Origin of the sequence: Segetibacter sp., assembly GCF_025963695.1 — a bacterium.
Classification (GTDB): Bacteria; Bacteroidota; Bacteroidia; order Chitinophagales; family Chitinophagaceae; genus Segetibacter.
The window spans coordinates 42135-65512 of sequence record NZ_JAOQAH010000098.1 but is presented as its reverse complement, the minus strand read 5'-3'; the positions used below and the strand labels follow the sequence as shown (position 1 = coordinate 65512).

Genomic DNA, 23378 nt, shown 5'->3' with positions numbered 1-23378 from the left:
AAATTTAGAAAGCGAGGCGACAAGGTTCGTCTCTTTTCGTTTATAGAAGAATATTTTATGAAAACATTTCTGTGTTTGGTTTTATTTTTTGCAGTTTCAGCTTGTTATGCTCAAACTGAGCAAGATGCAGGTAAGCTGCATGAAACGGCTCAAACTTTTTTGCGGCAGGGTGATTATGAAAATGCCATTCTGGTATTAACAAAGGCCCAGCAAATGCAGCCAAATAGTCTACAGATAAACAAAGACTTATTGTTTGCCTATTACCTTAAAAGGGATTTTGCCAAGGCTATGGAAGTGGGTCGACCCCTTGTTGCCAGGCCAGATGCAGATGCCCAAAGTTTTCAAATGCTTGGTCTTGCCTTTAAATCTGTTGCTGAGGATAAAGAGGCTGAGAAGTTATATAAAGCAGGTATCCTTAAATTTCCAAACGAAGGAATTTTGTATAGCGAGTATGGGGACTTAATAGCCAATAAAGAACCTGAAAGAGCTCAGAAATTATGGGAAAAAGGTATAGAAGAGGACCCCAATCACAGTAGTAATTATTTTTTCCTTTCAAGGCAGTATGCCCAGAAGGGCGACATAGTTTGGTCTATTCTGTATGCAGAAATGTTTTTAAACATGGAAAGCTTTACAGCCCGTACCACCGAAATGAAAAACCTGTTGCTTGATCAGTATAAAAAGTTTTTTATTTCCGGCTACAAGCCCCCTGTTGACGCAGACCCAAAAAAGAAGAAGAAACCTACTGTTATGTTTGCCACCGCAGTGGGTGAAACTTTAAATTTGCAACAGGCACATGTAACTTATGGAATAACGCCTGAAACCCTAACAGTTATCAGAACGCGTTTTATCCTCGATTGGTACAATAAGTATGGCAATACATTTCCATTTAAGTTATTCGAGCATCAAAGGCAGCTTTTACAGGAAGGTATGTTTGAAGCCTACAATTTTTGGATGTTCGGTCCTGCCTCAAATTTGAAAACGTATCAGACCTGGCAGCAATTTCACCAGGCTGAGTTGAACTCTTTTCTTGCTTTTATCCGGAGCAAAGTTTTCAAAATTCCCGAGGGCCAGCAATACCACCCAATGTAATTTTCTTGTAAATCGGTTTTAGCCAGGCGTTAGTCGCTTTGGTATGGCTTCCGTTGCGTCGCACTCTTGTACTTTTATTCTATTAGGTACAGGTACTACTTTTAAAATTGCTGTCTATTCTGCTATTTTTTATAACTCGTTATAGAATTTGGTCCTCCAGAGACTGAAGTATTCGAATACTTTTTTTATTCGTGTCAATATGCTTATTTTAATGGCAAAATAAATCCCAATGAACGAAGCCAATGATGAACGTCTTCAAAATATCGCTCGTAAAAGGGCTGATTTTAGAAAGAGTTTATATTCATACGTAGCTGTCATTGTTTTTCTGTGGATTATCTGGTGGATTACTACCGGCCGGATCACTGGCTTTACCGGTTATCCCTGGCCTGTCTGGATAACGCTTGGGTGGGGCGTTAGTCTTACTATTCAATACTTCAAAGCTTATAAAGTCAACAAAAAAGAACTTGCTGACGAAGATATAAAAAGCTGAAAACGCAGCATAATAGGGGTAAATGTGTTATTAGAGGCAAAAATATCGAAGTGGTTACCTGCTGATATCACAATCAAGTGTACAAGTGTGCGACGCAACAATGCCTGAGCAAGTGATTAAGCCGACCTAAAAAAAAATCTAACGACTGTTATATGGAATTAAAAAGATTGTTTGACTGCTTAGATTACCAGTTATCAAAGTTTCCAAAAGCGGACATGCTGGCTGCAAAGGTTGATGGTAGCTGGCAACGACACAGCACCAGAGAAGTACAGGAAACTGTAAACGCGCTTAGTGCCGGTTTGCTACAAAAAGGAATAAGTGGGAATGATATGTCTGTAGAAAATGCAGATAAAGTGGCAATCATAAGTAACAATCGGCCCGAATGGATTTTTGCAGACCTTGCCGTACAACAAACAGGTGCTATTTTGGTTCCGGTTTACCCCACAACCAGCTCACTGGAATTAGAGTTTATTTTTAGAGATGCGGCAATTAAAATGATTTTTGTAAGTAGCAAAGAACTGCTGGAAAAGATTCTAATAGTGGCAGATAGGGTGCCTTCCTTGAAAAATATTTACACTTTTGACAATGTGCCAGGGGCTGAAAACTGGAGAAGTCTGCTAGTGCATGAACCTGCATTGTTGCAAGAAGCGGGTGAGCTAAAGGCCCGGATTTCACCTAAACAAGTGGCTACCATTATTTATACATCTGGTACAACAGGTACGCCTAAAGGTGTAATGCTTAGTCATGAGAACATATACACCAACGTTCAGTTTAGCCGCGAGAGTTTTCCTTTTCCGGATGCGCCAATGCAGAAGGTTTTAAGCTTTTTGCCTTTGAACCACATTTTCGAAAAAATGGTCACCTATATTTTTACGTTTAGTGGTATTAGCATTTACTACGCAGAAAGTTTAGAAACGATTGCTGAGAATTTACGGGAAATAAAACCCGACGGGTTTACTACCGTTCCCCGGTTATTAGAGAAAGTTTTTGAAAAAATTATGTCGAAAGGCAATGATTTGACAGGGGTAAAGCGAAAGCTGTTTTTTTGGGCTGTGGCATTAGCCGAAAAATATGATAATCATACAGATGGAGGAATTTGGTATAATGCACAACTGGCCCTTGCTAACAAACTAATTTTTAGTAAGTGGAGAGATGCCCTTGGCGGAAACATTTCATTTGTTGTAACTGGTGGTGCTGCTTGCCAGGTTAAACTGCTAAGAATATTTACAGCAGCGAAAATACCCATATATGAGGGATATGGCCCAACGGAGAATAGTCCGGTTATAAGTGTAAACAGAAAAATTCCTAAGACAGATACCCGGTTTGGAACAGTAGGTCCGCCAATCAAAGGAATTGAAGTAAAATTAGCTGAAGACGGAGAGATATTAGTGAAAGGTCCCACAGTAATGTTAGGCTATTATAAGCGGCCCGATTTAACTGAGGAGGTAATAATAGATGGGTGGCTGCACACAGGTGATATAGGCGTTTGGGAGTCTAACCGCTACCTGAAAATTACAGACCGAAAGAAAGAATTATTTAAAACAAGCGGAGGAAAATATGTGGCGCCTCAACCTATAGAGAACAAACTAAAGGAAAGCACTTATGTAGAACAGGTAATGGTTGTGGGCTCTGGTTACAAATTTGTGGGGGCTTTAATTGTTCCGTCTTTTACTATGTTGCGCGAATGGATGAGGGATAATGAAATTCCGTTTACTACCAACGAAGCGGCCATTAAACATCCTAAGGTTATAGAATTATTTATTGACTTAGTTGACAGTTTCAACAAATATTTCAACCACGTAGAGCAAATTAAAAAGTTTGAACTACTACCAAATGAGTGGGGAATTGAGACCGGTGAAATGACACCAAAGATGAGCTTGAAAAGGAAAGTGGTTTTAGAAAAACACCAGGCAGCGGTAGATAGAATTTATAGCTAGTGATTTGGAAAGGGTTAAGAAGTGGTTTTTAATAAAGCGCTCTAAAGCCATTTGTAGAGAGCGTTCCTCAAAATATTAAACAAAAATTATAGGCTTTTTTTTAATTGTTTCTCCATCAGCTATTTGCATTCAGGTACGATTTTTCGCCCTTTCAAAAGCAGGAGAAAACATTTTATGCCTGCAACCGTACAAGCCGATCACATAGCATTAATACCAAAGAGAAGAATAAGGGCGCTTTTAAAAGATCCCGTAAAAACCGCTCAAGCAGTTAACTTAGTTTACATGAACGACACCAAACCCGGAATAAAAAGGGTGAAGGTAGGGGACACGTTTGAGTATTATTATGAAGGCGAACAGGTAACGGACGACGAAACACTGCTGCGGATAAAACAATTGGTAATCCCTCCGGCCTGGGAGCAAGTATGGATCTGTCCGGTGGATAATGGCCATCTTCAGGTTACCGGTATAGATACTAAAAATCGAAAGCAATATAAGTATCATGCTTCCTGGAATGCTTTACGTAACCATACAAAATTTTATCGTCTCTATCAATTTGGTACTGTCATTCCTTCATTAAGGTTGCAGATGGAAAAAGACCTGGCCCTTCCTGGCCTACCTCTTCAGAAAGTGCTGGCGGCTGTGGTAAGTGTTATGGAAAGAACAAATATCCGGGTAGGGAATTGTTCGTATGAAAAAGCGAACGGTTCTTACGGCATCACTACTTTAAAAGATAAACACGTAAAAGTTCAGGGAACGAGCATCAAGTTTTCCTTTAAAGGTAAAAAGGGTGTTTATCACGATATTGACATAAAAAGCAAAAAGCTGGCAAGTATTGTAAAAAAGTGCCAGGATATACCCGGCAAGGAATTGTTTCAATACTACGATGAAAATGGCCAAAAACGTGACATCGACTCCGGAATGGTCAACGATTATATTAAAGGTCTAACTAATGGAGACTTTACTGCTAAGGACCTACGTACCTGGTCCGGCACCGTTCAGGCACTTTTAGCCTTTAAAGAACTGGGCTTAAGCGATACTCAAACTCAAACAAAACGAAACATCGTTCAGGCTTTAGACACCGTCTCAAAGGCTTTAGGCAACACTCGTACTGTTTGTAAAAAGTACTACGTGCATCCTTTGATTATAGGTTTATACGAAACCAAAAGCATTGAAAAATACCTTAAAGATTTAGACAAAATTGAAGAGGATGATAACAGGTCAGGTTTGACACACGAGGAAAAAATACTGATGAGCATTCTTAAATCGAACTAATTTTTTGTTACCGGCAGAAATCCCCCGGTTCATCTTTTGTTGTGTCACTCACTTGTACCAGATCTTTCCATAGCAACTATTCTAAAGCCATTTAAGCTACCAGCGATCGGGTTAAAATACTAACCCTCAGTGTTAATTCACTTAATGATACCGGTAAAGTCATATAGTCGTCGGCGCCTTTATCAAACGCCTGTTGAAGTTCTGTTTCTTTACCGTTTGCGCTAATAACTATTACAGGTACATTTTTCTTTCTTGCCTCCTCAACATAGCAGATGGCCGTACCGTTGCTAATGTCAGCAATAACAATGTTTGGATTAACCTGGTTCATAACAGAGCAGGCATGTGTGGTATCTTCGGAAACAACCAGATCGAAGCCTTTTGATAGCATGGTTAATTGCAAGGCTGTTGCCAGGAATGGCTGTTCCTGAACGAAAAGAACTTTCATTAAAAAATGGGTTTTTATATAGGATTGGAAATAGGATAAGTAGCTCATCTTCAAAAAGCTACGTGTTTATTAAACTAAAAAGACCTCCTTTTATTGTCAGGAAGTCTTTTTAGGTTACTTAAAAAATTTTTAGCACTATTTATTTTTCTTAGTGGTACCGGTAGGGATTTTTAAAAGGCGCTTAACTCTTACTGAAAGTTCTGTCGGATTAAATGGTTTTGTAATAAAATCATCGGCGCCTAATTGAAATGCTTCCATAACTGTATCTTCCTGTCCTAACCCGGATAAAACAATAATTGGTATTTTTTTATTTTGACCTGATTTTACAATGCTTATCAATTCAAGTCCTGATGTATAAGGCATCAATATATCAGTAATAATAAGGTCGGGAACAATGCTTTCTAAAGATTTTAATGCCTGCCTGCCGTCTTGCGTACCTATCACTTCAAATCCTTCATTTCTTAATTTAGCTTCTATTGCCATCAACATCAGTGGCTCATCTTCCGCTACTAAAATTTTCATATAGGTTTAAATTGGTCCGAACTGAAGGCTCTTTAATTCTACTGCAAAGTACAACGTACCAACAATAAAAGCTAAACAAGTTAGTTATAACGTCAGTTACAGTTTACGAGAACTTTTTGCCAAGAATGTCTTGAGCAATCGAAAAAGAGTCGGTTACTTTTTGTAGCAGTGCAGGCAACGTTTCCAGATTTGTTTTGTTTTTAGCACTTGCTTCAATAGCTAAAACTGCGTCAAACATCTCGCTTACTTTAATAACGGAAAGAGTGGATTTAGCATAATGGGCGGCTTGGTATAAACCTTCCCAGTTCTTATCTTCCAAACACTGCTCTATTTTTTTTAAAGTATTAGGCATGTTCTCAAGAAAAGTTTGCACCATTACACCAATATATCCTTCATCATCCGCAGAAATATCGTATAACATTGTTAGGTCAACCGAAATATTTTTACTTACGAGGATATAAGGATTAGAAGTAATTTCTAATGGCACTGATAAAACTTTTTGAATTACACTGCTTAAATTCTCAATTGTAAAAGGTTTTGAAACAAAGCTATTCATCCCGCATTCGTAACACTTTTCATCTTCACCGTTTAAGCCAAAAGCTGTCATAGCAATAATTGGAACATTACTTTGAAGCTGATTTCTAATATACATCGTAGCGTCGTACCCATCAATAAGAGGCATCTGTATATCCATCAGTATGAGGTCATATTTATTCTTCTTAAATTTCTCTATTGCTTCAGCACCATCACCTGCAATATCAGCGCTTGCTCCTAGCTTTAATAATGTGTGTTTCACAACCATTTGGTTAATGGCGTTGTCTTCAGCTACCAACACATTTTTATTCAATAAAATGTTATCACTCATAATTGCTTTTATAAATACTAATCCGCCAAGTGCTCGCCCGACACTTAACGCTAAATAAGAGATAATAATTTTACTTTCATGATAATTTTTTCCTTGCTGGCTTTTTATGAAATAGCAATTCTGCTGATGTAATCGCTTGTTACGGCAGTGGCAGCTGCCGTAGCATTAACCCTTTAGCGCCTATTTCTTTTGACTTTATTTTAACCAATTAAATGTAAACGATTCAGTTATTTTTGCCACACTTTAACAACTGCTGCGCAGAATTACAAATAACATCTGCATCAAAACATTATCAATAGAACACACTTTATGAAGTATTTCTTCTTTACTGCGATTTGTATCATCTGCTTACAGAACGTTTATTCACAAACTACCCCAACTACTCCCAGGCCCGATAGTAATCTTGTTGCACCTGCACAACCTATACCAGTCGAAACACCGAAAAAAACTTGGAATAAAATTGACCTCAGCAATCGCTCGAACGATCATTTTATGGTACAATATGGGTTTGATAACTGGACGGGTACAAACGACAGTACGAAGCCGAGCGGCTTTTCCCGTTTCTTCAATGCTTATGTAATGCTTGATAAACCGTTTAAAACGAATCCTAAAATGAGCGTAGGTTTGGGTGTTGGCATTGGAAGCAGTAATATATTTTTCAACAAAAGATATGTGGATGTTAAGTCAACTTCAAATGCGCTACCTTTTAGAAGAGTAGACTCGGCAAATCATTTCAAAAAGTTTAAGTTAACCACCGTATTCGTTGAGGCTCCTATTGAATTACGGTATTCTTCTAATCCAGAAAACAGCAACTCTTCTTTCAAAGTGGCATTAGGGGTTAAGATAGGAACAATGTTAGCTGCCTACACAAAAGGGAAAACACTGCAGGATAAAAACGGCAACACAATAAATCCCTATATACAGAAGGAAAGTAGTAGGAAGTTTTTTAATACAACACGTTTAGCTGCCACTGCCAGAATAGGGTATGGCATTCTTAGCTTTTACGGAGCTTACCAAATTACATCTTTCCTGAAAGATGCTGCCGGACCTACGGGAATAAGGCCTTATTCACTAGGTATCGCCTTAAGTGGCCTGTAATTTGAAACACCTTTTTTGGCAGCCATCGGTACTATGCCGATGGCTTTCTTTTTTTTAGTTTTGTACCTTTAAAAAAACGATATCATTTTGATTGATAAGAGTAATAAAATACAGCAAGAGCAAAAAGCAGTGTTAATAGGGTTGGTTAATAAAGACCAGTCAGAAGCAGCGGTAAAAGAATATTTAAACGAATTAGCATTTCTTGCAGAAACCGCCGGTGCTGTTGCAGTAAAATCGTTTTATCAAAAGCTACCCCGTCCCGATAGCAAAACCTTTGTTGGAAAAGGGAAGCTCGAAGAAATAAAAGATTATGTGTGGGAAAAAGAAATACAACTGGCAATTTTTGACGATGAATTAACCGGATCGCAGATTTCTAACATACAGAAAGAACTCGAAATAAAAGTAATAGACAGGAGCGATCTTATTCTCGACATTTTTGCCAGCCGGGCACGAACCGCACAGGCTAAAGTGCAGGTAGAACTTGCACAGTATCAATATATCTTGCCACGTTTACGTGGTATGTGGAGTCACCTCGAAAGACAGGGAGGTGGTATTGGCTCAAGAGGCCCGGGGGAAACGGAAATAGAAACTGACAGGCGGATTGTAAAAGATAAAATAAGCCTGCTTCGTAAAAGGCTGGGTGAAATAGACAAACAGTCTTTTACCCAACGTAAAGATCGCGGAGAGTTTATACGGGTCGCACTCGTAGGTTATACAAACGTAGGCAAAAGCACGCTTATGAACTTACTCAGTAAAAGTGAGGTTTTTGCAGAAAACAAGTTATTCGCAACGTTAGATACAACTACACGGAAGGTCGTGTTCGAGAATACGCCTTTTCTTCTAAGTGACACTGTCGGCTTCATTAGAAAACTTCCTCACCACCTTGTTGAAAGCTTTAAAAGCACGCTGGATGAAGTAAGAGAGGCAGATATATTGCTACATGTCGTAGACACTTCGCACCCCCAGTACGAGGACCAGATTGGTGTGGTTAATAAAACGCTGCAGGATTTGAAGGCCTTTGAAAAGCCTATTCTTACCATCTTCAACAAAATGGATCTATACGAAAAGCAAACCTTCGACGAGTGGCTTGAAGATGACGTAAAGCAGGAAATCCTGCAGGATCTGAAACAAAGGTGGCAAAATATTACAGGCGGTAACTGCGTATTTGTCTCCGCGCTGGAAAGAAAAAATATAGACAATTTAAGACAAACAATTTTAAATAAAGTAAGGGAGATGTACCAAATTCGTTACCCTTATAAGTCTGAATATTTCTTTTAAATGGCCGTAAAAAATATAAAATGGTTTAAAGTAGCCGATAGCAAAAGCGAACTACAATGGCAGGATAACAATTTGATGGTAAAAGAAGTCGGAGGCAAAAAAATAACACTGGCACAAATTGGTAATGAAGTGTTTGCCTGCGCCCACAAATGCCCTCATGCTGGCGGCCTCCTTGCCGATGGGTTCATTGATGCAACCGGAAATATCGTTTGTCCCTTACACCGGTACAAGTTCAACCTTGGCAACGGTCGAAACGTTAGTGGCGAAGGGTATTATTTAAAAATCTATGCTTTAGAGGAGCGTGAAGCCGGGATATTTGTAGGCTTCGAAGAAAATAGCTGGTTAAACATTTTTAAATAGAGAAATAGTGTTACCAACATTATTACCTCAAGGGTCAGTTGTTGCGACGCTCCGTTCAACTGCTGTTTTCGGTTGGAGCCCAATACAATAACTTTATAGATCTATTCTCTCGTACACCAGGAAAATTCAACGTTTTTTTTCTAAAAAAAATTTTGCTGATATACTTTAAACCCTATTTTTGCAACCCCAATTCAATCCGTTGAAAAGGGAAAGCAAAATTCCTCCTTAGCTCAGTTGGTTAGAGCATCTGACTGTTAATCAGAGGGTCCCCCGTTCAAGTCGGGGAGGGGGAGCTACCAATCAAGCACTTATGAAGGTTCTCTTCTAAGTGCTTTTTTATTTACAGGCTGTTTTCAAGCGCTTTTCTCCCTTTTAGGTTTTTTTATTTAAGCTTATCCGACCATAGAGCTGTGAACATAATTTTTTGACATTTATCAATTCGAGCCTTTCTCTTCCTTCTTAATGCTAACATGACCTTATTATTAGTTAAAAGCAAGATTATGACATGGAAGGAAAAACTGCATGGTAACTTACTCCTTCGTAGTATGCTTCCGCTTTGATAGGATTTTCAGCTTCTGTAGCTAAAAATAATTTTATTCCTTACTTCCGGTATTAATTGGTATTTACCTTGTTTAAACGACTGAAGAAAAAATGAAAGCAGTACGAATGCTTATTTAAGAGGTTACACCCATCTTAACAACCACAATCACGGGCGAAATTATTCACACTCGTCATTACAGGGGCACAGGACCACTCAATAGTCGCAGCAAAGCAGCATATACAGTTTTTTAAAAATACCAATTAAAAGAGGTTTCAGGGAAAGACCATGCAGGAACATTAAGCAGTCGGTAATACTATAACGCCGTAGAGCAGTTCATGAATCAATAGCATACCGTGAAGTAGCAGAGCATCTAACCTTTCGTTTGGCTTCGGTACAGCCATTTTCTGCTCGCAGATGCAAGCATGTTGATGACAGCTAAAATAATCAGGAATATTTTCGTTTTCATTGTTACTTTTTCAGCTTATAAAACTTTCACTCTTTCAAAACCCAGATGCTTGCCCATGCATTCAACTCCGGGAAGTCTCTGACCTGTAAAATGCAATGTTTTAAGTGATGCAGAGAAGAACTGAGGGTCTGCCAGATTTCGCACCATAGATTTTACCCCCTTTCCCGGTTGGGTAATTTCGAAGTGTAAAAACTTTCTCTCCAACGTTTACAACTGTTGGAAGCCTAAATTGTCTTGTCGACATTACCGTTTTCTGTTCGCTTATGAATTAACCCCTCTTGCATTTAAAGTTTTTTATGAGTAGTATTAGATGTAGTTAAAAAGCAATTCGAAGCTTCAATACCTCCATTGCCACGAACTCCCTTAAACCGAATAAGTTCTACTTATATAATCGGGTTTCGCTCTAAAGGCATAGCTGCGCTTCTAACCATTATTTTCGATGTAGATGAATGATGGCCAGGGCGACAAGCTGCACCGGGCTATAATATTGTGAAAGCAGATGGGGGGAGAGGCGAGTGGAAACGAAGGAAGGTGAGTAAACGGGGCTTTTGGTTCATTGACCATTATAGCTTATAGGGTAACCTCATCTTGCTAGCGTGCTACGTAGAAGAATGTTTCATACGCTTGGTAAGTTTCGTTTTTCTTACCCGATTCAATCCTAGTCTATTGCAATGAGAAAGTACCTGCTTGCTACACTTCTTATTTTATCTCCTGCTCTTACACCGGCAGAACACTTGAGCTTCGAAAGCTTGAAACGCCAACTTAATGATTCAAAAGAAGACACCGGTAAGGCTTATCTTTTAGCACACTTGTCGAAGTATTATATCAATATCCAACCGGATAGTGCTTTTTATTATGCACGTCGACTTGTAGAACTTTCTCGGAAACTGCAGTATCATACGGAGAGGCAATGGGTTTTTTTACCTGTCCGGCGCTTTAGATAGACAGTAGACAAAATTTTTCAGCCCTTCTTTACAACAAAACCCACTGGGTAGGGAACAGGACTGGGATTGTCGTTGAGTTATGATATTATTGAAGCGGGTGGAGGAGTATTGAAGGTTAAAAGCAAGGAGGGAGTGGGAGCCGACTTTATTATTAATTGCCAATTAGTTGATATGAATACGCAACAAGAAGAACTACTGCTTAAAAGAAATGCTAAGTTGGAACAGACACTAGCAGCCATGAACCGTGAATTGGAAATAGAAGCTGCATTAGAAAAAGTGCGGACGAAAACCATGACAATGCAAAAAAGTGATGAATTGTTTGAAGTTATAAAAACAATTTATGACGAATTTCAGAAGCTGGAATTTGATGCGTTGGTTGCGGATCTAATGATTTTTACTGAAGATAAAAAGGGATATGATATATGGCTGTCGGGACGTTATGGAGCAGAAGGCCCTTACAGTGTGGGAGAAAATTTTTATAATCACCCACACCATAGCGGTACTATGAAGGCATGGTTAAATGGCGAGGAAGTTCGTATAACTGAGTTGAAAGGTGAAATGTTTACGAGTTATTTTGAAATTGTGCTTAACAATATAACCGGGCTGCAAAACTTATCTGAAGAAGATAAAAACAAAATATTTTCATTAGGACAGGTTGTGCAGACTGAAGTTTTTACGAGGTACGGCTGTATTCGCGTTGGTGGGGCTGAAAAACGAACAGAAGCTCAATTAGGTATTCAAAAACGGTTTGCCAAAGTATTCGATCAAAGCTATACACGTTTCCTTGATTTGAAAAAAGCTGAAGCCCAAGCCAGGGAAGCACAAATAGAATTGGGATTGGAAAGAGTAAGAGCAAGGGCAATGGCAATGCACAGCTCTGATGAGTTGAATGAACTCGTAAAAACGCTGTTTGAAGAGCTGACCCGTCTTGATGTCGGGCTTGCGACATGTTTAATTTGGACATGTAATCCAACTACTTTGAATGCAAAAATATGGATATATCATCCTGTAACAAAAGAACCTAATGCTTATGTAGTTCAGTATAACGAAGACCCTTTTTACCTGGAATTGCTAAGGGCATGGAAAGAAAGAAATGCAGACTGGAGATACTGTCTGCAGGGAGATGAAAAAATAAAGTGGGGAAATTTTCTCTTTACTGAGACAGGTTTTTCACTTTTATCAGACGTGGTAAAAAATGAAATGCGAAAACCTGGCAAAGTATTTTTCTCTGCATCTTATTATAAATCCGGAGCGATACAGGCAGCAGGGCTGGAGCCGTTCTCGCAACAGAACATTGATATACTGCAACGTTTCAGCAAAGTATTCGATTTATCTTATACCCGTTTTCTGGATCTGCAAAAAGCAGAAGCACAGGCAAGAGAAGCACAAATTGAAGCTGCATTAGAAAAAGTTCGTTCGCGTTCTTTAGCTATGCATAAAAGCGACGAGCTCAATGAAGTAGTTACCGTTGTATTTGAAAAACTACTGGAGTTGGAAATGGTATTTGATGGAGGAGCCGTTATTGTAATATTTACGGAAGGTTCAAAAGATCTCATTTATTGGATAGCTAGCGAGCTGTTGTCAACAGCTTCATCTTTCCGCTTTCCGTATATTGATCATCCCATGGTTACCATGTATGAAGATGCCAGAGACCAGGGACTCGATTTTTTCTCCAAAATCTTTTCCTTCCAAGATAAAAACAGCTACTATACATATGCGTTTGAGCATTCCGATTTTAAATTCTTGCCAGAAGATTTAAAGAACTATATTCTTGAAAGCAAAAGTATCGGTGTTTCGTTTGCTTTGTCAAAACATTCTGCAATTCTTACTCCCAGTTTTGGGGGACAAATGATTTCAGAGCAAAGAGGTGAATTGCTGAAACGTTTTTCCCGCGTTTTTGACCAGGCTTATCGCCGTTTTCTTGATTTGCAGCAGGCAGAAGCGCAGGCTAGAGAAGCACAGATAGAAGCAGCCCTGGAAAGAGTTCGGGGCAGGGCTATGGCAATGCACAAAAGCAATGAATTGCTCGATGCCGGAGAACTGTTGTACCGCGAGCTTTCTAAGTTAGGAATTACAAGTTTTACAACAGGATATGTGCTGATGGATGACGAAGAAAAATTTGGATGGATTTATGCTGCAAGCCCTGCTGATGGCACCCTGCTTCCTGAACCGACGGGCCTTCCGCATGAATCAGATGTAATGGGTTCAATAAAGGCAAGCTGGAAAAAACAGGAACAGTTTCATGTGGTAGAGCTCGATCCACAGGCTACTATTGAACATCATACTTATTTAGCAAAAAACAGCAAAAACTTTCTTTTTACGCTAGAGGAGTTTCTTGCTATATCACCTAAAGGGGTGGTATTGCATTCTTTCAACTTCAAACAGGGATATATATTGGTTGTGAACGAGCAAAGGCTAACTTCTGCACAGGAGGAAATGGTGGTGCGTTTTACCAAAGTATTTGAGATGACTTACCGCCGTTTTCTCGATTTGCAAAAGGCCGAAGCGCAGGCAAAAGAGGCAAAGATTGAAGCAGCTTTGGAAAGAGTGCGTGCAGGAGCGATGGCGATGCACAAAAGCGAAGAACTGGGCAAGGTGGGTTCACTAATGTTTGACCAGATACGGTTGTTTGAAGGCGAATTATGGGCTTGCGGCGTTGTATTATGTGAGAAGGATAAACTTGATACCATACAATGGATGAGCGTACCGGGTATAGGGATGATTCCGCCGAATAATGTTCCCAGGGACTTGGAGGTTTGTCAGCAGCACATGTTTGATGCATGGAAAGAAGGCAGGGAACTTTTTATGGAAGAAATTAGCGGAGAAGCAATTATAAAGCATTACGAGGGGCTCAGTACCATTCCCAGTTTGAATGAAGCCTTTCAAAGGATAATTGAGTCAGGTACACCCTTACCTGTCTGGCAGAAGAATCATGTAGCTCCTTTTAAACATGGGTATCTTTTAATCATTACAATAAAACCATTTGATCAGGTTAATTTATTTCCCCGTTTCGCTAGAGTTTTTGAACAGGCGTATACCCGTTTTCTTGATTTACAAAAAGTAGAAGCACAGGCACGAGAAGCTAAAATAGAAACTGCTCTTGAAAAAGTACGAAGCAGGACGATGGCTATGCAGAAAAGCGAGGAGTTGAAAGAAGTTCTTCAGTTGATTGTAGAACAATTATGCCTTCTCAATTTTAAAATCGACTCCGCAAGCTTTGCCTTGGATTATAAGGTAAGTAACCATTTTAATTTATGGCTTGCTACACCCGATCAGCAATACCCTACAAAAATATATCTTCCTTATTTTGATCATCCTATATTCAACCGTCTTGTGGAGGCAAAGGAAGCTGGCGAAGAAATATATACACTACACTGTCCGGTTGAAGAAAAAAATGAATTCTTTGATCACTTTCTAAAATATGTTCCAGGAGTTCCGGCGGAAAGGAAGGAAGTAATGTATGGTGGGTCTGCATGGGTGCAATCAGCCGTATTAATGAAAAATGTAGGTTTCAATGTTCAAAATTACTCCGGCGATCTTTATTCTGATGAACAGAATGCCACCCTGTTCAGGTTTGGTAAGGTATTCGAGCAAACATATACCCGATTTAATGATTTAAAGCAAGCAGAAGCCCAGGGAAGAGAAGCAAAGATAGAAACTGCTCTTGAAAAAGTAAGAAGCCGAACCATGGCAATGCAGCGAAGCGATGAACTGTCTGAAACAGCTTTTGTTCTTTTTCAACAATTTAAGGAGCTGAATGAAGCGCCGGACCGACTTTTCATAGGCATTGTAAATGAGGAAGCAGGGATGATCGAATTTTGGATCACGGGTTGGGGAGGGTCCCAACTCAACCAGAAATTTAAAGGAAGTATTGAAGAGCCGGTGGTATTCAACAAAGCTTATAAGGCTTGGAAAGAACAGCAAAAATCATTAACGCTCCACATTTCAGACAAAGATTTAGTAGCCTATCTCGATTATTTAAAAAAAATAGGTTTTCCGGTACAAGAAACTTCCTACCTCAATACACTGGTAAATAGTTTTGCTACTTTCTCTAGAGGATATATTGGAGTTGTAAATACAGATTTTGCCCCTGCAGAAACCATTGAGTTGTTAGAAAGATTTGCAGGAGTATTTGATCTTACCTACACACGTTTCCTCGACCTTCAAAAAGCAGAAGCACAGGCAAAAGAAGCGACCATTGAAGCTGCGCTCGAAAAAGTTCGTGGCAAAGCAATGGCAATGCATAATAGCAACGACCTTGCTTCTACGGGCAGCACGGTATTTACTGAATTAAGAAAGCTTGGCATCAGCCCGATACGATGCGGGGTGGAACTCCTTAATAAAGAATCCCGCAGCGCGCAATCATATTCTGCCACTTCATCACCCGCTGGTGATAGTTTTTCATCGATTGGCTCGGTCTTGTTATCAGCGCACCCCGTATTGGAAAATATGTACAATACATGGCTTAACAATGACAATTATTTCCCGGTATTAAATGGTGAACAACTTAAATCGTATTATGAATTGCTTTTAGCCGGCTTATCGCTTCCTTCTGTTTCGCAAAGCGGACAAACACAATATGGTCATTTCCTTCCGTTCTCTGCAGGTTGTCTTTACGCCTGGTCAGAAGTTCCTTATAATGATACAGAGATAAAAATTTTAAAACGATTTGCTTCAATTATTGATCTTACTTTTCGTCGTTATGTTGAATTACAAAAATCAGACGCTAATGCCCGTGAAGCCATACGCCGGGCCTCACTCGACCGTGTTCGTGCAGAAACTGCATCCATGCGCACAACTGCAGACCTCGAAAAAATTACACCATTAATATGGAGTGAACTGACTACACTCGGTGTTCCGTTTATCCGTTGCGGCGTATTTATTATCGATGAACGGCAGGAACAGATTCATACTTTCCTTTCGACTCCCGATGGAAAGTCAATTGCCGCATTTCATTTGCCTTTCAATACTCAAGGCGCTACCGCAAAGATGCTTGAGCATTGGTGTAAGAAAGAAATGTACAGAGACCATTGGGATGAAGAGGCATTTACTGCCTGGACAAAAAGCCTGGTAGCACAAGGAGCCATTGCATCTTCTGAAAAATATCTGTCGGAAGATCGTATCACCAATCTCGATTTACATTTTCTCCCCTTCTTGCAAGGCATGTTATATGTAGGCAATGAAGCGCCTTTAAGTGATGATGAAATTCATCTGGTGCAAACATTGGCAGATGCCTTCTCCACCGCCTATGCCCGTTACGAAGACTTCAATAAACTGGAAGCCGCCAAAGAGCAAATAGAAAAAACATTGGTAAATTTAAAGCAGGCACAGGCTCAATTGGTTCAAGCGGAAAAAATGGCATCGTTGGGTGAACTTACAGCAGGCATTGCCCATGAAATTCAAAACCCGCTCAACTTCATCAACAACTTTTCCGATGTAAACCGGGAATTAGTTGATGAATTACAAAGCGAATTAAAAGCGGGCAATACGAAAGATGCAATTGCTATATCAAATGATATAAGAGAAAACGAAGAAAAAATTAATCATCATGGGAAACGGGCAGATGCGATTGTAAAAGGTATGCTTCAGCATTCTAGAGCGACTGTCTCACAAAAAGAACTAACAGACATCAATGCTTTGACAGATGAATATTTACGTTTAAGCTATCATGGTTTAAGAGCTAAAGACAAATCATTTAATGTAGATTTTAAAACAGATTTTGATGAAAGTATTGGAAAAATAGAAGTTATTCCGCAGGATATAGGAAGAGTATTGCTGAACCTATACAACAATGCGTTTTATGCAGCGTCTCTCTCATGCAATGGGGTGGCGAAAAACACGATGCCTAGTAAGAAACCGACTGTTTGGGTAAGTACAAAAAAGTCCTCGCTCCCCTTTCAAAAGGGAGGGGGTGAGGTCATTATAAGCGTTAGGGATAACGGGCCGGGTATTCCTAAAAAAATAATTGACAAAATCTTTCAGCCATTTTTTACAACTAAGCCAACCGGACAGGGAACGGGTTTGGGGTTGTCTCTGAGTTATGATATTATCAAAGCGCATGGAGGGGAGTTGAAAGTGGAAACAAAGGAGGGAGAAGGTGCGGAGTTTACTATTCAATTACCTGTAATAAAAGCTTAATTGCATTATGAAGGTTCCCTTCTAAGTGCTTTTTTATTTCCAGGCAATTTGTAAGAGCGTTTCCCCCCTTTATGTTTTTTTATTTAAGCTTATTCGACCAACGCGGCTGTGAACATCATTTTTTGACATTTATCAATTCGAGCCTTTCTTTTCATAAAAAAAAAGAAAGTAACCAAAGGTTGAAGCTGTCGCTTGCATTCTAATTTTACTCGTAGTTCCGCATACGCTTTCTGCTTCTCCCCCCCTCTGCCTTCAACCTGGGCAACCCCGCTTATCAACGACTCTTAGCGCGGCAAACAACCTACAACCGGTTGCGTGAAATAAAAATGCGGCATTCATGCAACAGACCAATATGGCATTATCTTTTCTCTCCATATTTTCTAAAACGTCAATTATGCCAAACCAGGGAAATAAAAGCAAGGGTCAGTCAGGCATCGTCCAGAAAAAGAAAAGCGCGACTGCACCTTCCACACCTAAGAAGGGCACTGCAAGTGCTACCAAACATAGTAGAGACGAAAACGGCCAAAGTGCATCCGGAAGCGATGGTAAAGGTGGAAGCAAAACGAAATCAGACGGCACCCCGAGCGATTAAATGAACCAAAGTCTGTAAAGGGTAATTCGCTTTACAATGCCGCAAATGCTATTTGCGGCATTGTCTTTACCGGAAAATTAAAAAGTGAAAGTTGCGTTTTTAAGCAACCGAATTATGATTTTTGTAGAAAAGCGAAACTAAATTGCAGCAAATGGAAACAAAGAACGAGGATTTAAAAATAGAGCTACGAACGCTTACAAAAGATGATTACTTGGGTTTAAAGTCGTCAATGATAGAAGCGTATTCAGATTGGGAAGGTGCATCTTTCTGGGGTGAGGCGCATATTAGCAAACTGGTTGAGATATTTCCCGAAGGACAAGTTTGCCTCGTGGTGAATGGTGCAATAGCAGGATGTGCGCTGTCACTAATTGTAGATTACCACAATTTTGGAGACAATCATACCTATGGACAAATAACGGGTAATTATACTTTTTCGACACATAACCCAAAAGGAGATGTATTATACGGAATCGATTTTTTTGTGCACCCCGAGTACCGGGGAATGCGTATTGGAAGAAGGCTGTATGATGCCAGGAAGGAAATATGTGAGAGGCATAACCTGAGAGCAATAATAGCAGGGGGCCGAATTCCTAAGTATAAAAATTACGCAGATAAGCTTTCACCCAAAGAATACCTTGACAAGGTCAAAGGAAAAGAAATACATGACCCCACCTTATCATTTCAGTTAGCCAACGATTTTCATGTAAAGAAAATTCTAAAAGGATATTTGCCGGGCGATACGGAATCGCTTGAATATGCATCTCTTTTAGAATGGAACAATATCTATTACAATGAGCAGGCTGCGCATATCAACTCTAAAAAGTCTATTGTAAGACTGGGTTTAGTGCAATGGCAAATGAGACCGTTCCCTAGCCTGGAATCGCTGTGCGAACAAATTGAATTCTTCGTTGACGTTGTAAGCGATTATCAAAGCGATTTCATCTTGTTTCCCGAGTTATTCAATGCCCCTTTGATGACTGCTTATAATCATCTCAGCGGAGCCGAAGCCATGCGGGAAATAGCCCAATGCACCGTTCCTCTGCGCGATAAGTTTATGGAGTATGCCGTTAGCTACAACATTAATATTATCACCGGAAGTATGCCTTATCTTGATAACGGTTCATTGTACAATGTTGGCTACCTCTGCCGGCGGGATGGGTCATACGAGATGTACCAGAAAATTCATTTAACTCCTTCAGAGAAAAATGCATGGGGAATGGTCGGCGGCGATTCTATTGCCATTTACGACACTGACTGTGGTAAAATTGGTATTCTGATTTGTTATGATGTTGAATTTCCAGAACTACCGCGACTATTAGCTGAACAAGGAATGCAAATCCTTTTTGTACCCTTTATGACGGATACCCAAAACGGCTATACCCGCGTTCGCAGTTGTGCCCAGGCAAGGGCAATCGAAAACGAATGTTATGTAGCCATAGCCGGTAGTGTAGGCAACTTGCCCAAGGTTCATAACATGGATATTCAGTATGCACAGTCCGCAGTTTTTACCCCGTCTGATTTTTCCTTTCCCAGTAATGGTATCAAAGCCGAGGCAACCCCCAATACTGAAACCACACTCATTGCTGATGTCGACGTAGACCTATTAAAAGAACTGCACAGCTTTGGTGCGGTCCGAAACCTTAAAGACAGGAGAACAGATATTTATAAAATCATCAATAAGAGTAAAAAATAGCACATACTCGCACGGTTGGTAAAGAGGTTCGGCCACGCAGCAATCAGCTGGTTAAAATTAAAAATAGTTGTGGTTATTTGGTACGAGCCGGCTAGCTCCGATTAATCATTGTTGCGTCGCATTCCGTTCATCGGCAGACTATTAATTTAGCCTTTTGTGGCATCTGCTATCTGTCCGAACCGGTATTTGTGGGATGGTTGCGATGAGCAGGATGAGTACAGGAATCAATTGTTGTGTTCGCCTGACCAACAATTGATTCCTGTACCGTTGGTAACCAGGCAGCTTCTATTCCTACACGTTAATCTTCCAGAATTTCCTGCACCCGGCCAACCTGGCCATCTTCTAAACGTACTTTTATTCCCCGGTGATGTTTCGGAGAACTGGTAAGAATATCCTTTACAATCCCTTCTGTAAGCATTCCGCTTCGTTGATCTTTTTTCAAAATAATATTAACCGTCATCCCCGGTTTAATATCCGCTCTGATTGTTCCGTCCATTTCTGAATTTTAAAACACAATTTACGCTAGTTCCAGGTTTTTCAAGTCCCCCTCTCTATCGGGATATAAGAAAAAGCATTAGATTATAGTCTGAAACGCATTTGCAAAAGCGGCCCAAAAAGCTCCCCTCCTTTTAAAGGAGGGGACAGAATATTTTAAAAAACTTGTTTTTTAAAATATTCTGGGGTGGTTACCGTATCCATCCTTCCCCCTTCAAAAAATCAATCAGCACTACATCATTTGCAGACAATGGTGAAATCCAGTTACCAAGCCTTTCCCTCTCCCAATAAAGCCCTTGAGGATTACCCGGACGAGCAAAACTGTACCGATACAAAACAGCCCTAACATAACGGGGTGGCTGAGCGGGAAAAGGGTTACCGGCAAACAAACTCAAAGTGCCGGGATCATTATGAAGCAGTTTCCAAACCAGGTTATAAGTCCAAGGGTAGTCGGAAGGAGTGGCCATAGATGCAAACCACATTTGCCAGTCTAAACGCAATTGGTAAGGTGCTATTTGTCGCGAACTTTTGTCAGGCAAAACAGGAAGACCTTTGTAGATATAAGGCTTCCAGTCGGCATGGGCGCTTGTGTCATTATCCGCCGTTCCTTCAAAAACTACGTTCAAACGTTCCTGCCCTACGGTACCGAAAGCGCCATAGGTATTTACAAGATCAAAAGGTTCAAACGAAGTGTTCATGATCTGACCCGTAGACAACATGTTAATTGCAGGGCGGAAGCTAAGTAGTGCAATAATGATTGTTACGGCCCAGGCAGTGGTGCGCATCGGTTTCGACTCTTCGGCCCTTTCGGCAGCCGTTTCAGCGTTACGAACAAGCCGCGCAGGAAGAATTGTTGACCAGAAGCCGTCGTCGAAACAGGCTAAAGCAGGAATAATTGTCAGCCAGTTTAAAAACGAAAGATTGCCGCTAAGGATAATAGTAAGCTGGAACAACACAATCACTACTCCGGCAATATGACGTGCAACTCTTGGCCAGAAAACAAACAGTGGTGCTGCAACTTCAGCAATGTGATTAAACCAAACACCTATCTTCAAACCGGACTGTGGCAGAAAATGAAAGAAGCGGCTGAGCGGACCGGGGATAGGCTGTGTTTCGAAGTGGTATTGAAGTGCGGTAGCATTTCGCCATGCTACATCACCGCGCAACTTGATCAGTCCCGCGCCCATCATAATGCGGAAGATCAGCCACCGGAGCAAAACAATAATTTGAAATGGTGGTGCATATTTTGGAAACGGACGAGGGTCAAGCAGCGGACAAAGAAAGATAGCCAGAAAGCCAGTCTCAGTAAGCTGAATCTCCCAGCCGTATCCATACCACTCTTGCCCAACGTGATTAAACGACATATATAGGATCCAGAGAACAGCAAGCACTACCGCATTGGCATACCCTGCCACTACTACACACGAAAGCACCAACCCGACCCAGGCAACAGCCTGGAGCGTGAAGTCAGAATGCCCAAACCAAAATACCGAAGGCAAGCGCATAAACCCTGCTCCATCCCCTCCCAGCGCAGCACTTACCCGTTTAAGGTAAATGCTTACAGGAGTTAGCCCATCGGCGCCAATCAAAGGAACCACCTGGTTAATGGCTACCAAAAAGGCGATAGCGTAAATAAATCCGAGCAGTCGAAGAATGACAAAACGGGTAAGCCAATAAGTTGGAGCAGTAGCAACCTCCTCTGTTTCTTCTTCGCGGTAACGGTCCGTATTGTTTAGCACTTCCATTTTCAGCAGGCCCTCTCGATGCATGAATTACTAATGTGTAGTTTACAAAAACTAATCCTTAAAACCGGGGATTTGAAACACATTTGTTAGCCAGGAATAGCGGTGTAGCAGGCATTTTAAATTCTTATCCTTATTTAGCTTTCTGCTACTTATTTTTTCTTTTGACTAAAGGTTTGAAGATAGCAGCAACAGATGGTTTCCCAAACAACTATTGCAGTTACTGATGTTGTTTTGTACTTTGTTTTCCTCACGCGGGCCACCCCCTTCTTAATACTCCCTCAGAAACCGTATCATTCACTAATAAAAACAATACTATGTTCGAAACTCAAACAATAAATGTTGATGAAGTCATTTCAGAAACTTTGCCTACTCGGGCTTTCGCTGCCCAAAGTTCTACCTCTCAGTTAGCCCTATGGAATTTTGAACGAAGAGCAGTTGGGCCTCGTGATGTTTTAATTAAAATTCGTTATTGCGGAGTATGTCACACTGATATTCACTTCTTAAAGAATGATCTTGGCTTCTCTGTTTATCCTTTGGTGCCAGGTCATGAAATAGTTGGAATTGTAACGCGGACAGGAGACCTCGTAAAAAAGTTTAGTGAAGGAGATGTGGTGGGTGTAGGCTGCCTTGTAGAGTCTTGCAGGACTTGTGCAAATTGCAAAGAAGGAGAAGAACAATATTGCCTTAACGGTGCCGTATACACCTATAACGGAATAGAAAAGGAAACAGGTAATATCACTTATGGTGGTTACTCAAGCCAGGTTGTTGTGAATGAAGATTTTGTATTGCACGTATCTGATAAATTACCTCTGGAGAAGGTAGCGCCACTTTTATGCGCCGGCATTACTACTTATTCTCCCCTACGACGATGGAACATAGGCAAAAATCATAGAGTTGCTATTGTAGGTTTAGGTGGTTTAGGACATATGGCCGTAAAGTTTGCAAGGTCATTTGGAGCGGACGTTACGCTACTAAGTACTTCCCCGTTGAAGGAACAAGACGCACTTGCTTTAGGAGCCAACCAATTTGCAGTTACAACGGATGATGTACAAGTGCAAAAGCTAACAGGTTCTTTTGATTTCATTTTAGATACAATCTGCTCGCAGCATGATCTAAATATTTATCTTGGGATGCTTAAAACCCATGGTTCACTTGTATACCTTGGCATTGATCCTGCTCCGTCAAAAATAGCTTTGGTATCTATGGTTTTTTCAGGACGGACAGTGGCTGGATCACTTATTGGAGGAATAGCTGAAACACAGGAAATGCTTAATTATTGTGCTGAACATAATATTACATCAGATGTAGAGATAATTGACATAAAAGACATCAATGAGGCATATGTGAGGATGGTTAACAAGGATGTTAAATACCGTTTTGTAATTGATATGGCTACTTTATAAATTTT

The 23378-nt window shown here is 40.4% G+C and carries 16 protein-coding genes and 1 tRNA gene; 12 read left to right on the top strand and 5 right to left on the bottom strand.

Translation table 11 applies throughout. The annotated features are described in order from the left end of the window. The first annotated feature begins 57 nt into the window (after window positions 1–57). The 4 genes from JWR87_RS17885 to JWR87_RS17870 all read left to right on the top strand — a co-directional run bounded on the left by JWR87_RS17885 (window position 58) and on the right by JWR87_RS17870 (window position 4788). Window positions 58–1089: a hypothetical protein gene (locus tag JWR87_RS17885; RefSeq protein WP_297822746.1), complete on the top strand. Its 1032-nt coding sequence runs from the start codon at window positions 58–60 to the stop codon at window positions 1087–1089. A 229-nt stretch (window positions 1090–1318) separates the two neighbouring features. Further along, entirely contained in the window at window positions 1319–1579 is a 261-nt protein-coding gene (locus JWR87_RS17880) for a 2TM domain-containing protein (RefSeq protein ID WP_297822744.1), read from the top strand. Between the two features lie 152 nt (window positions 1580–1731). Next, window positions 1732–3516 carry a long-chain fatty acid--CoA ligase gene (locus JWR87_RS17875; protein WP_297822742.1) on the top strand — a complete coding sequence of 595 codons (1785 nt, stop codon included), beginning with the start codon at window positions 1732–1734 and terminating at the stop codon, window positions 3514–3516. 282 nt (window positions 3517–3798) lie between these two features. Continuing rightward, on the top strand, window positions 3799–4788 hold the full coding sequence (locus tag JWR87_RS17870; RefSeq protein WP_297822740.1) for a DNA topoisomerase IB: 990 nt from the start codon (window positions 3799–3801) through the stop codon (window positions 4786–4788). Between the two features lie 91 nt (window positions 4789–4879). On the opposite strand, the gene JWR87_RS17865 is transcribed toward JWR87_RS17870, so the two are convergent. The 3 genes from JWR87_RS17865 to JWR87_RS17855 all read right to left on the bottom strand — a co-directional run bounded on the left by JWR87_RS17865 (window position 4880) and on the right by JWR87_RS17855 (window position 6620). Then, the gene (locus JWR87_RS17865) at window positions 4880–5233 is read right to left on the bottom strand and encodes a response regulator (protein WP_297822738.1); all 354 of its coding nucleotides are present in this window, start codon (window positions 5231–5233) and stop codon (window positions 4880–4882) included. Window positions 5234–5368: 135 nt separating this feature from the next. Beyond that, a complete protein-coding gene (locus JWR87_RS17860; protein ID WP_297822736.1) occupies window positions 5369–5755 on the bottom strand; it encodes a response regulator transcription factor in 387 nt (128 codons plus the stop codon). A gap of 103 nt (window positions 5756–5858) precedes the next feature. Further along, window positions 5859–6620: a response regulator gene (locus JWR87_RS17855; protein ID WP_297822734.1), complete on the bottom strand. Its 762-nt coding sequence runs from the start codon at window positions 6618–6620 to the stop codon at window positions 5859–5861. 309 nt (window positions 6621–6929) lie between these two features. Here JWR87_RS17855 and JWR87_RS17850 point away from each other — a divergent pair, with 309 nt between their 5' ends. From JWR87_RS17850 to JWR87_RS17820, 7 genes are all read left to right on the top strand, one after another. Further along, the gene (locus JWR87_RS17850; protein WP_297822732.1) at window positions 6930–7718 is read left to right on the top strand and encodes an outer membrane beta-barrel protein; all 789 of its coding nucleotides are present in this window, start codon (window positions 6930–6932) and stop codon (window positions 7716–7718) included. An 87-nt stretch (window positions 7719–7805) separates the two neighbouring features. Continuing rightward, entirely contained in the window at window positions 7806–8996 is a 1191-nt protein-coding gene (hflX, locus tag JWR87_RS17845; protein WP_297822730.1) for a GTPase HflX, read from the top strand. Then, window positions 8997–9356, top strand: a complete 360-nt coding sequence (locus JWR87_RS17840) for a Rieske 2Fe-2S domain-containing protein (RefSeq protein WP_297822728.1) — start codon at window positions 8997–8999, stop codon at window positions 9354–9356. Window positions 9357–9575: 219 nt separating this feature from the next. Next, window positions 9576–9649: transfer RNA gene (locus JWR87_RS17835), tRNA-Asn, on the top strand. Between the two features lie 1724 nt (window positions 9650–11373). Continuing rightward, window positions 11374–17445: an ATP-binding protein gene (locus JWR87_RS17830; protein ID WP_297822725.1), complete on the top strand. Its 6072-nt coding sequence runs from the start codon at window positions 11374–11376 to the stop codon at window positions 17443–17445. Window positions 17446–17782: 337 nt separating this feature from the next. Next, window positions 17783–18037 (top strand): hypothetical protein, encoded by a 255-nt coding sequence (locus tag JWR87_RS17825; protein WP_297822721.1) that lies wholly within the window; start codon window positions 17783–17785, stop codon window positions 18035–18037. A gap of 151 nt (window positions 18038–18188) precedes the next feature. After that, entirely contained in the window at window positions 18189–19730 is a 1542-nt protein-coding gene (locus JWR87_RS17820) for a bifunctional GNAT family N-acetyltransferase/carbon-nitrogen hydrolase family protein (protein WP_297822719.1), read from the top strand. A gap of 298 nt (window positions 19731–20028) precedes the next feature. Here the strand turns inward: JWR87_RS17820 and JWR87_RS17815 are convergent, their stop codons facing one another. Together JWR87_RS17815 and JWR87_RS17810 are read right to left on the bottom strand one after the other, a co-directional pair. Continuing rightward, window positions 20029–20226, bottom strand: a complete 198-nt coding sequence (locus JWR87_RS17815; protein ID WP_297822717.1) for a YwbE family protein — start codon at window positions 20224–20226, stop codon at window positions 20029–20031. 190 nt (window positions 20227–20416) lie between these two features. After that, window positions 20417–21994: a lipase maturation factor family protein gene (locus JWR87_RS17810; RefSeq protein WP_297822715.1), complete on the bottom strand. Its 1578-nt coding sequence runs from the start codon at window positions 21992–21994 to the stop codon at window positions 20417–20419. 290 nt (window positions 21995–22284) lie between these two features. Here JWR87_RS17810 and JWR87_RS17805 point away from each other — a divergent pair, with 290 nt between their 5' ends. Further along, entirely contained in the window at window positions 22285–23373 is a 1089-nt protein-coding gene (locus JWR87_RS17805) for an NAD(P)-dependent alcohol dehydrogenase (RefSeq protein ID WP_297822714.1), read from the top strand. Window positions 23374–23378 lie beyond the last annotated feature (5 nt).

What these genes read in the sequence shown, in the direction of transcription:
- JWR87_RS17860 (WP_297822736.1), bottom strand. Translation starts at nt 5,755, where the DNA reads ATGAAAATTTTAGTAGCGGAAGATGAGCCACTGATGTTGATGGCAATA.
- JWR87_RS17805 (WP_297822714.1), top strand. Translation starts at nt 22,285, where the DNA reads ATGTTCGAAACTCAAACAATAAATGTTGATGAAGTCATTTCAGAAACT.
- JWR87_RS17870 (WP_297822740.1), top strand. Translation starts at nt 3,799, where the DNA reads ATGAACGACACCAAACCCGGAATAAAAAGGGTGAAGGTAGGGGACACG.
- JWR87_RS17855 (WP_297822734.1), bottom strand. Translation starts at nt 6,620, where the DNA reads ATGAGTGATAACATTTTATTGAATAAAAATGTGTTGGTAGCTGAAGAC.
- JWR87_RS17820 (WP_297822719.1), top strand. Translation starts at nt 18,189, where the DNA reads ATGGAAACAAAGAACGAGGATTTAAAAATAGAGCTACGAACGCTTACA.
- JWR87_RS17865 (WP_297822738.1), bottom strand. Translation starts at nt 5,233, where the DNA reads ATGAAAGTTCTTTTCGTTCAGGAACAGCCATTCCTGGCAACAGCCTTG.
- JWR87_RS17850 (WP_297822732.1), top strand. Translation starts at nt 6,930, where the DNA reads ATGAAGTATTTCTTCTTTACTGCGATTTGTATCATCTGCTTACAGAAC.
- JWR87_RS17880 (WP_297822744.1), top strand. Translation starts at nt 1,319, where the DNA reads ATGAACGAAGCCAATGATGAACGTCTTCAAAATATCGCTCGTAAAAGG.
- JWR87_RS17840 (WP_297822728.1), top strand. Translation starts at nt 8,997, where the DNA reads ATGGCCGTAAAAAATATAAAATGGTTTAAAGTAGCCGATAGCAAAAGC.
- JWR87_RS17810 (WP_297822715.1), bottom strand. Translation starts at nt 21,994, where the DNA reads ATGCATCGAGAGGGCCTGCTGAAAATGGAAGTGCTAAACAATACGGAC.
- JWR87_RS17815 (WP_297822717.1), bottom strand. Translation starts at nt 20,226, where the DNA reads ATGGACGGAACAATCAGAGCGGATATTAAACCGGGGATGACGGTTAAT.
- JWR87_RS17825 (WP_297822721.1), top strand. Translation starts at nt 17,783, where the DNA reads ATGCAACAGACCAATATGGCATTATCTTTTCTCTCCATATTTTCTAAA.
- JWR87_RS17885 (WP_297822746.1), top strand. Translation starts at nt 58, where the DNA reads ATGAAAACATTTCTGTGTTTGGTTTTATTTTTTGCAGTTTCAGCTTGT.
- JWR87_RS17875 (WP_297822742.1), top strand. Translation starts at nt 1,732, where the DNA reads ATGGAATTAAAAAGATTGTTTGACTGCTTAGATTACCAGTTATCAAAG.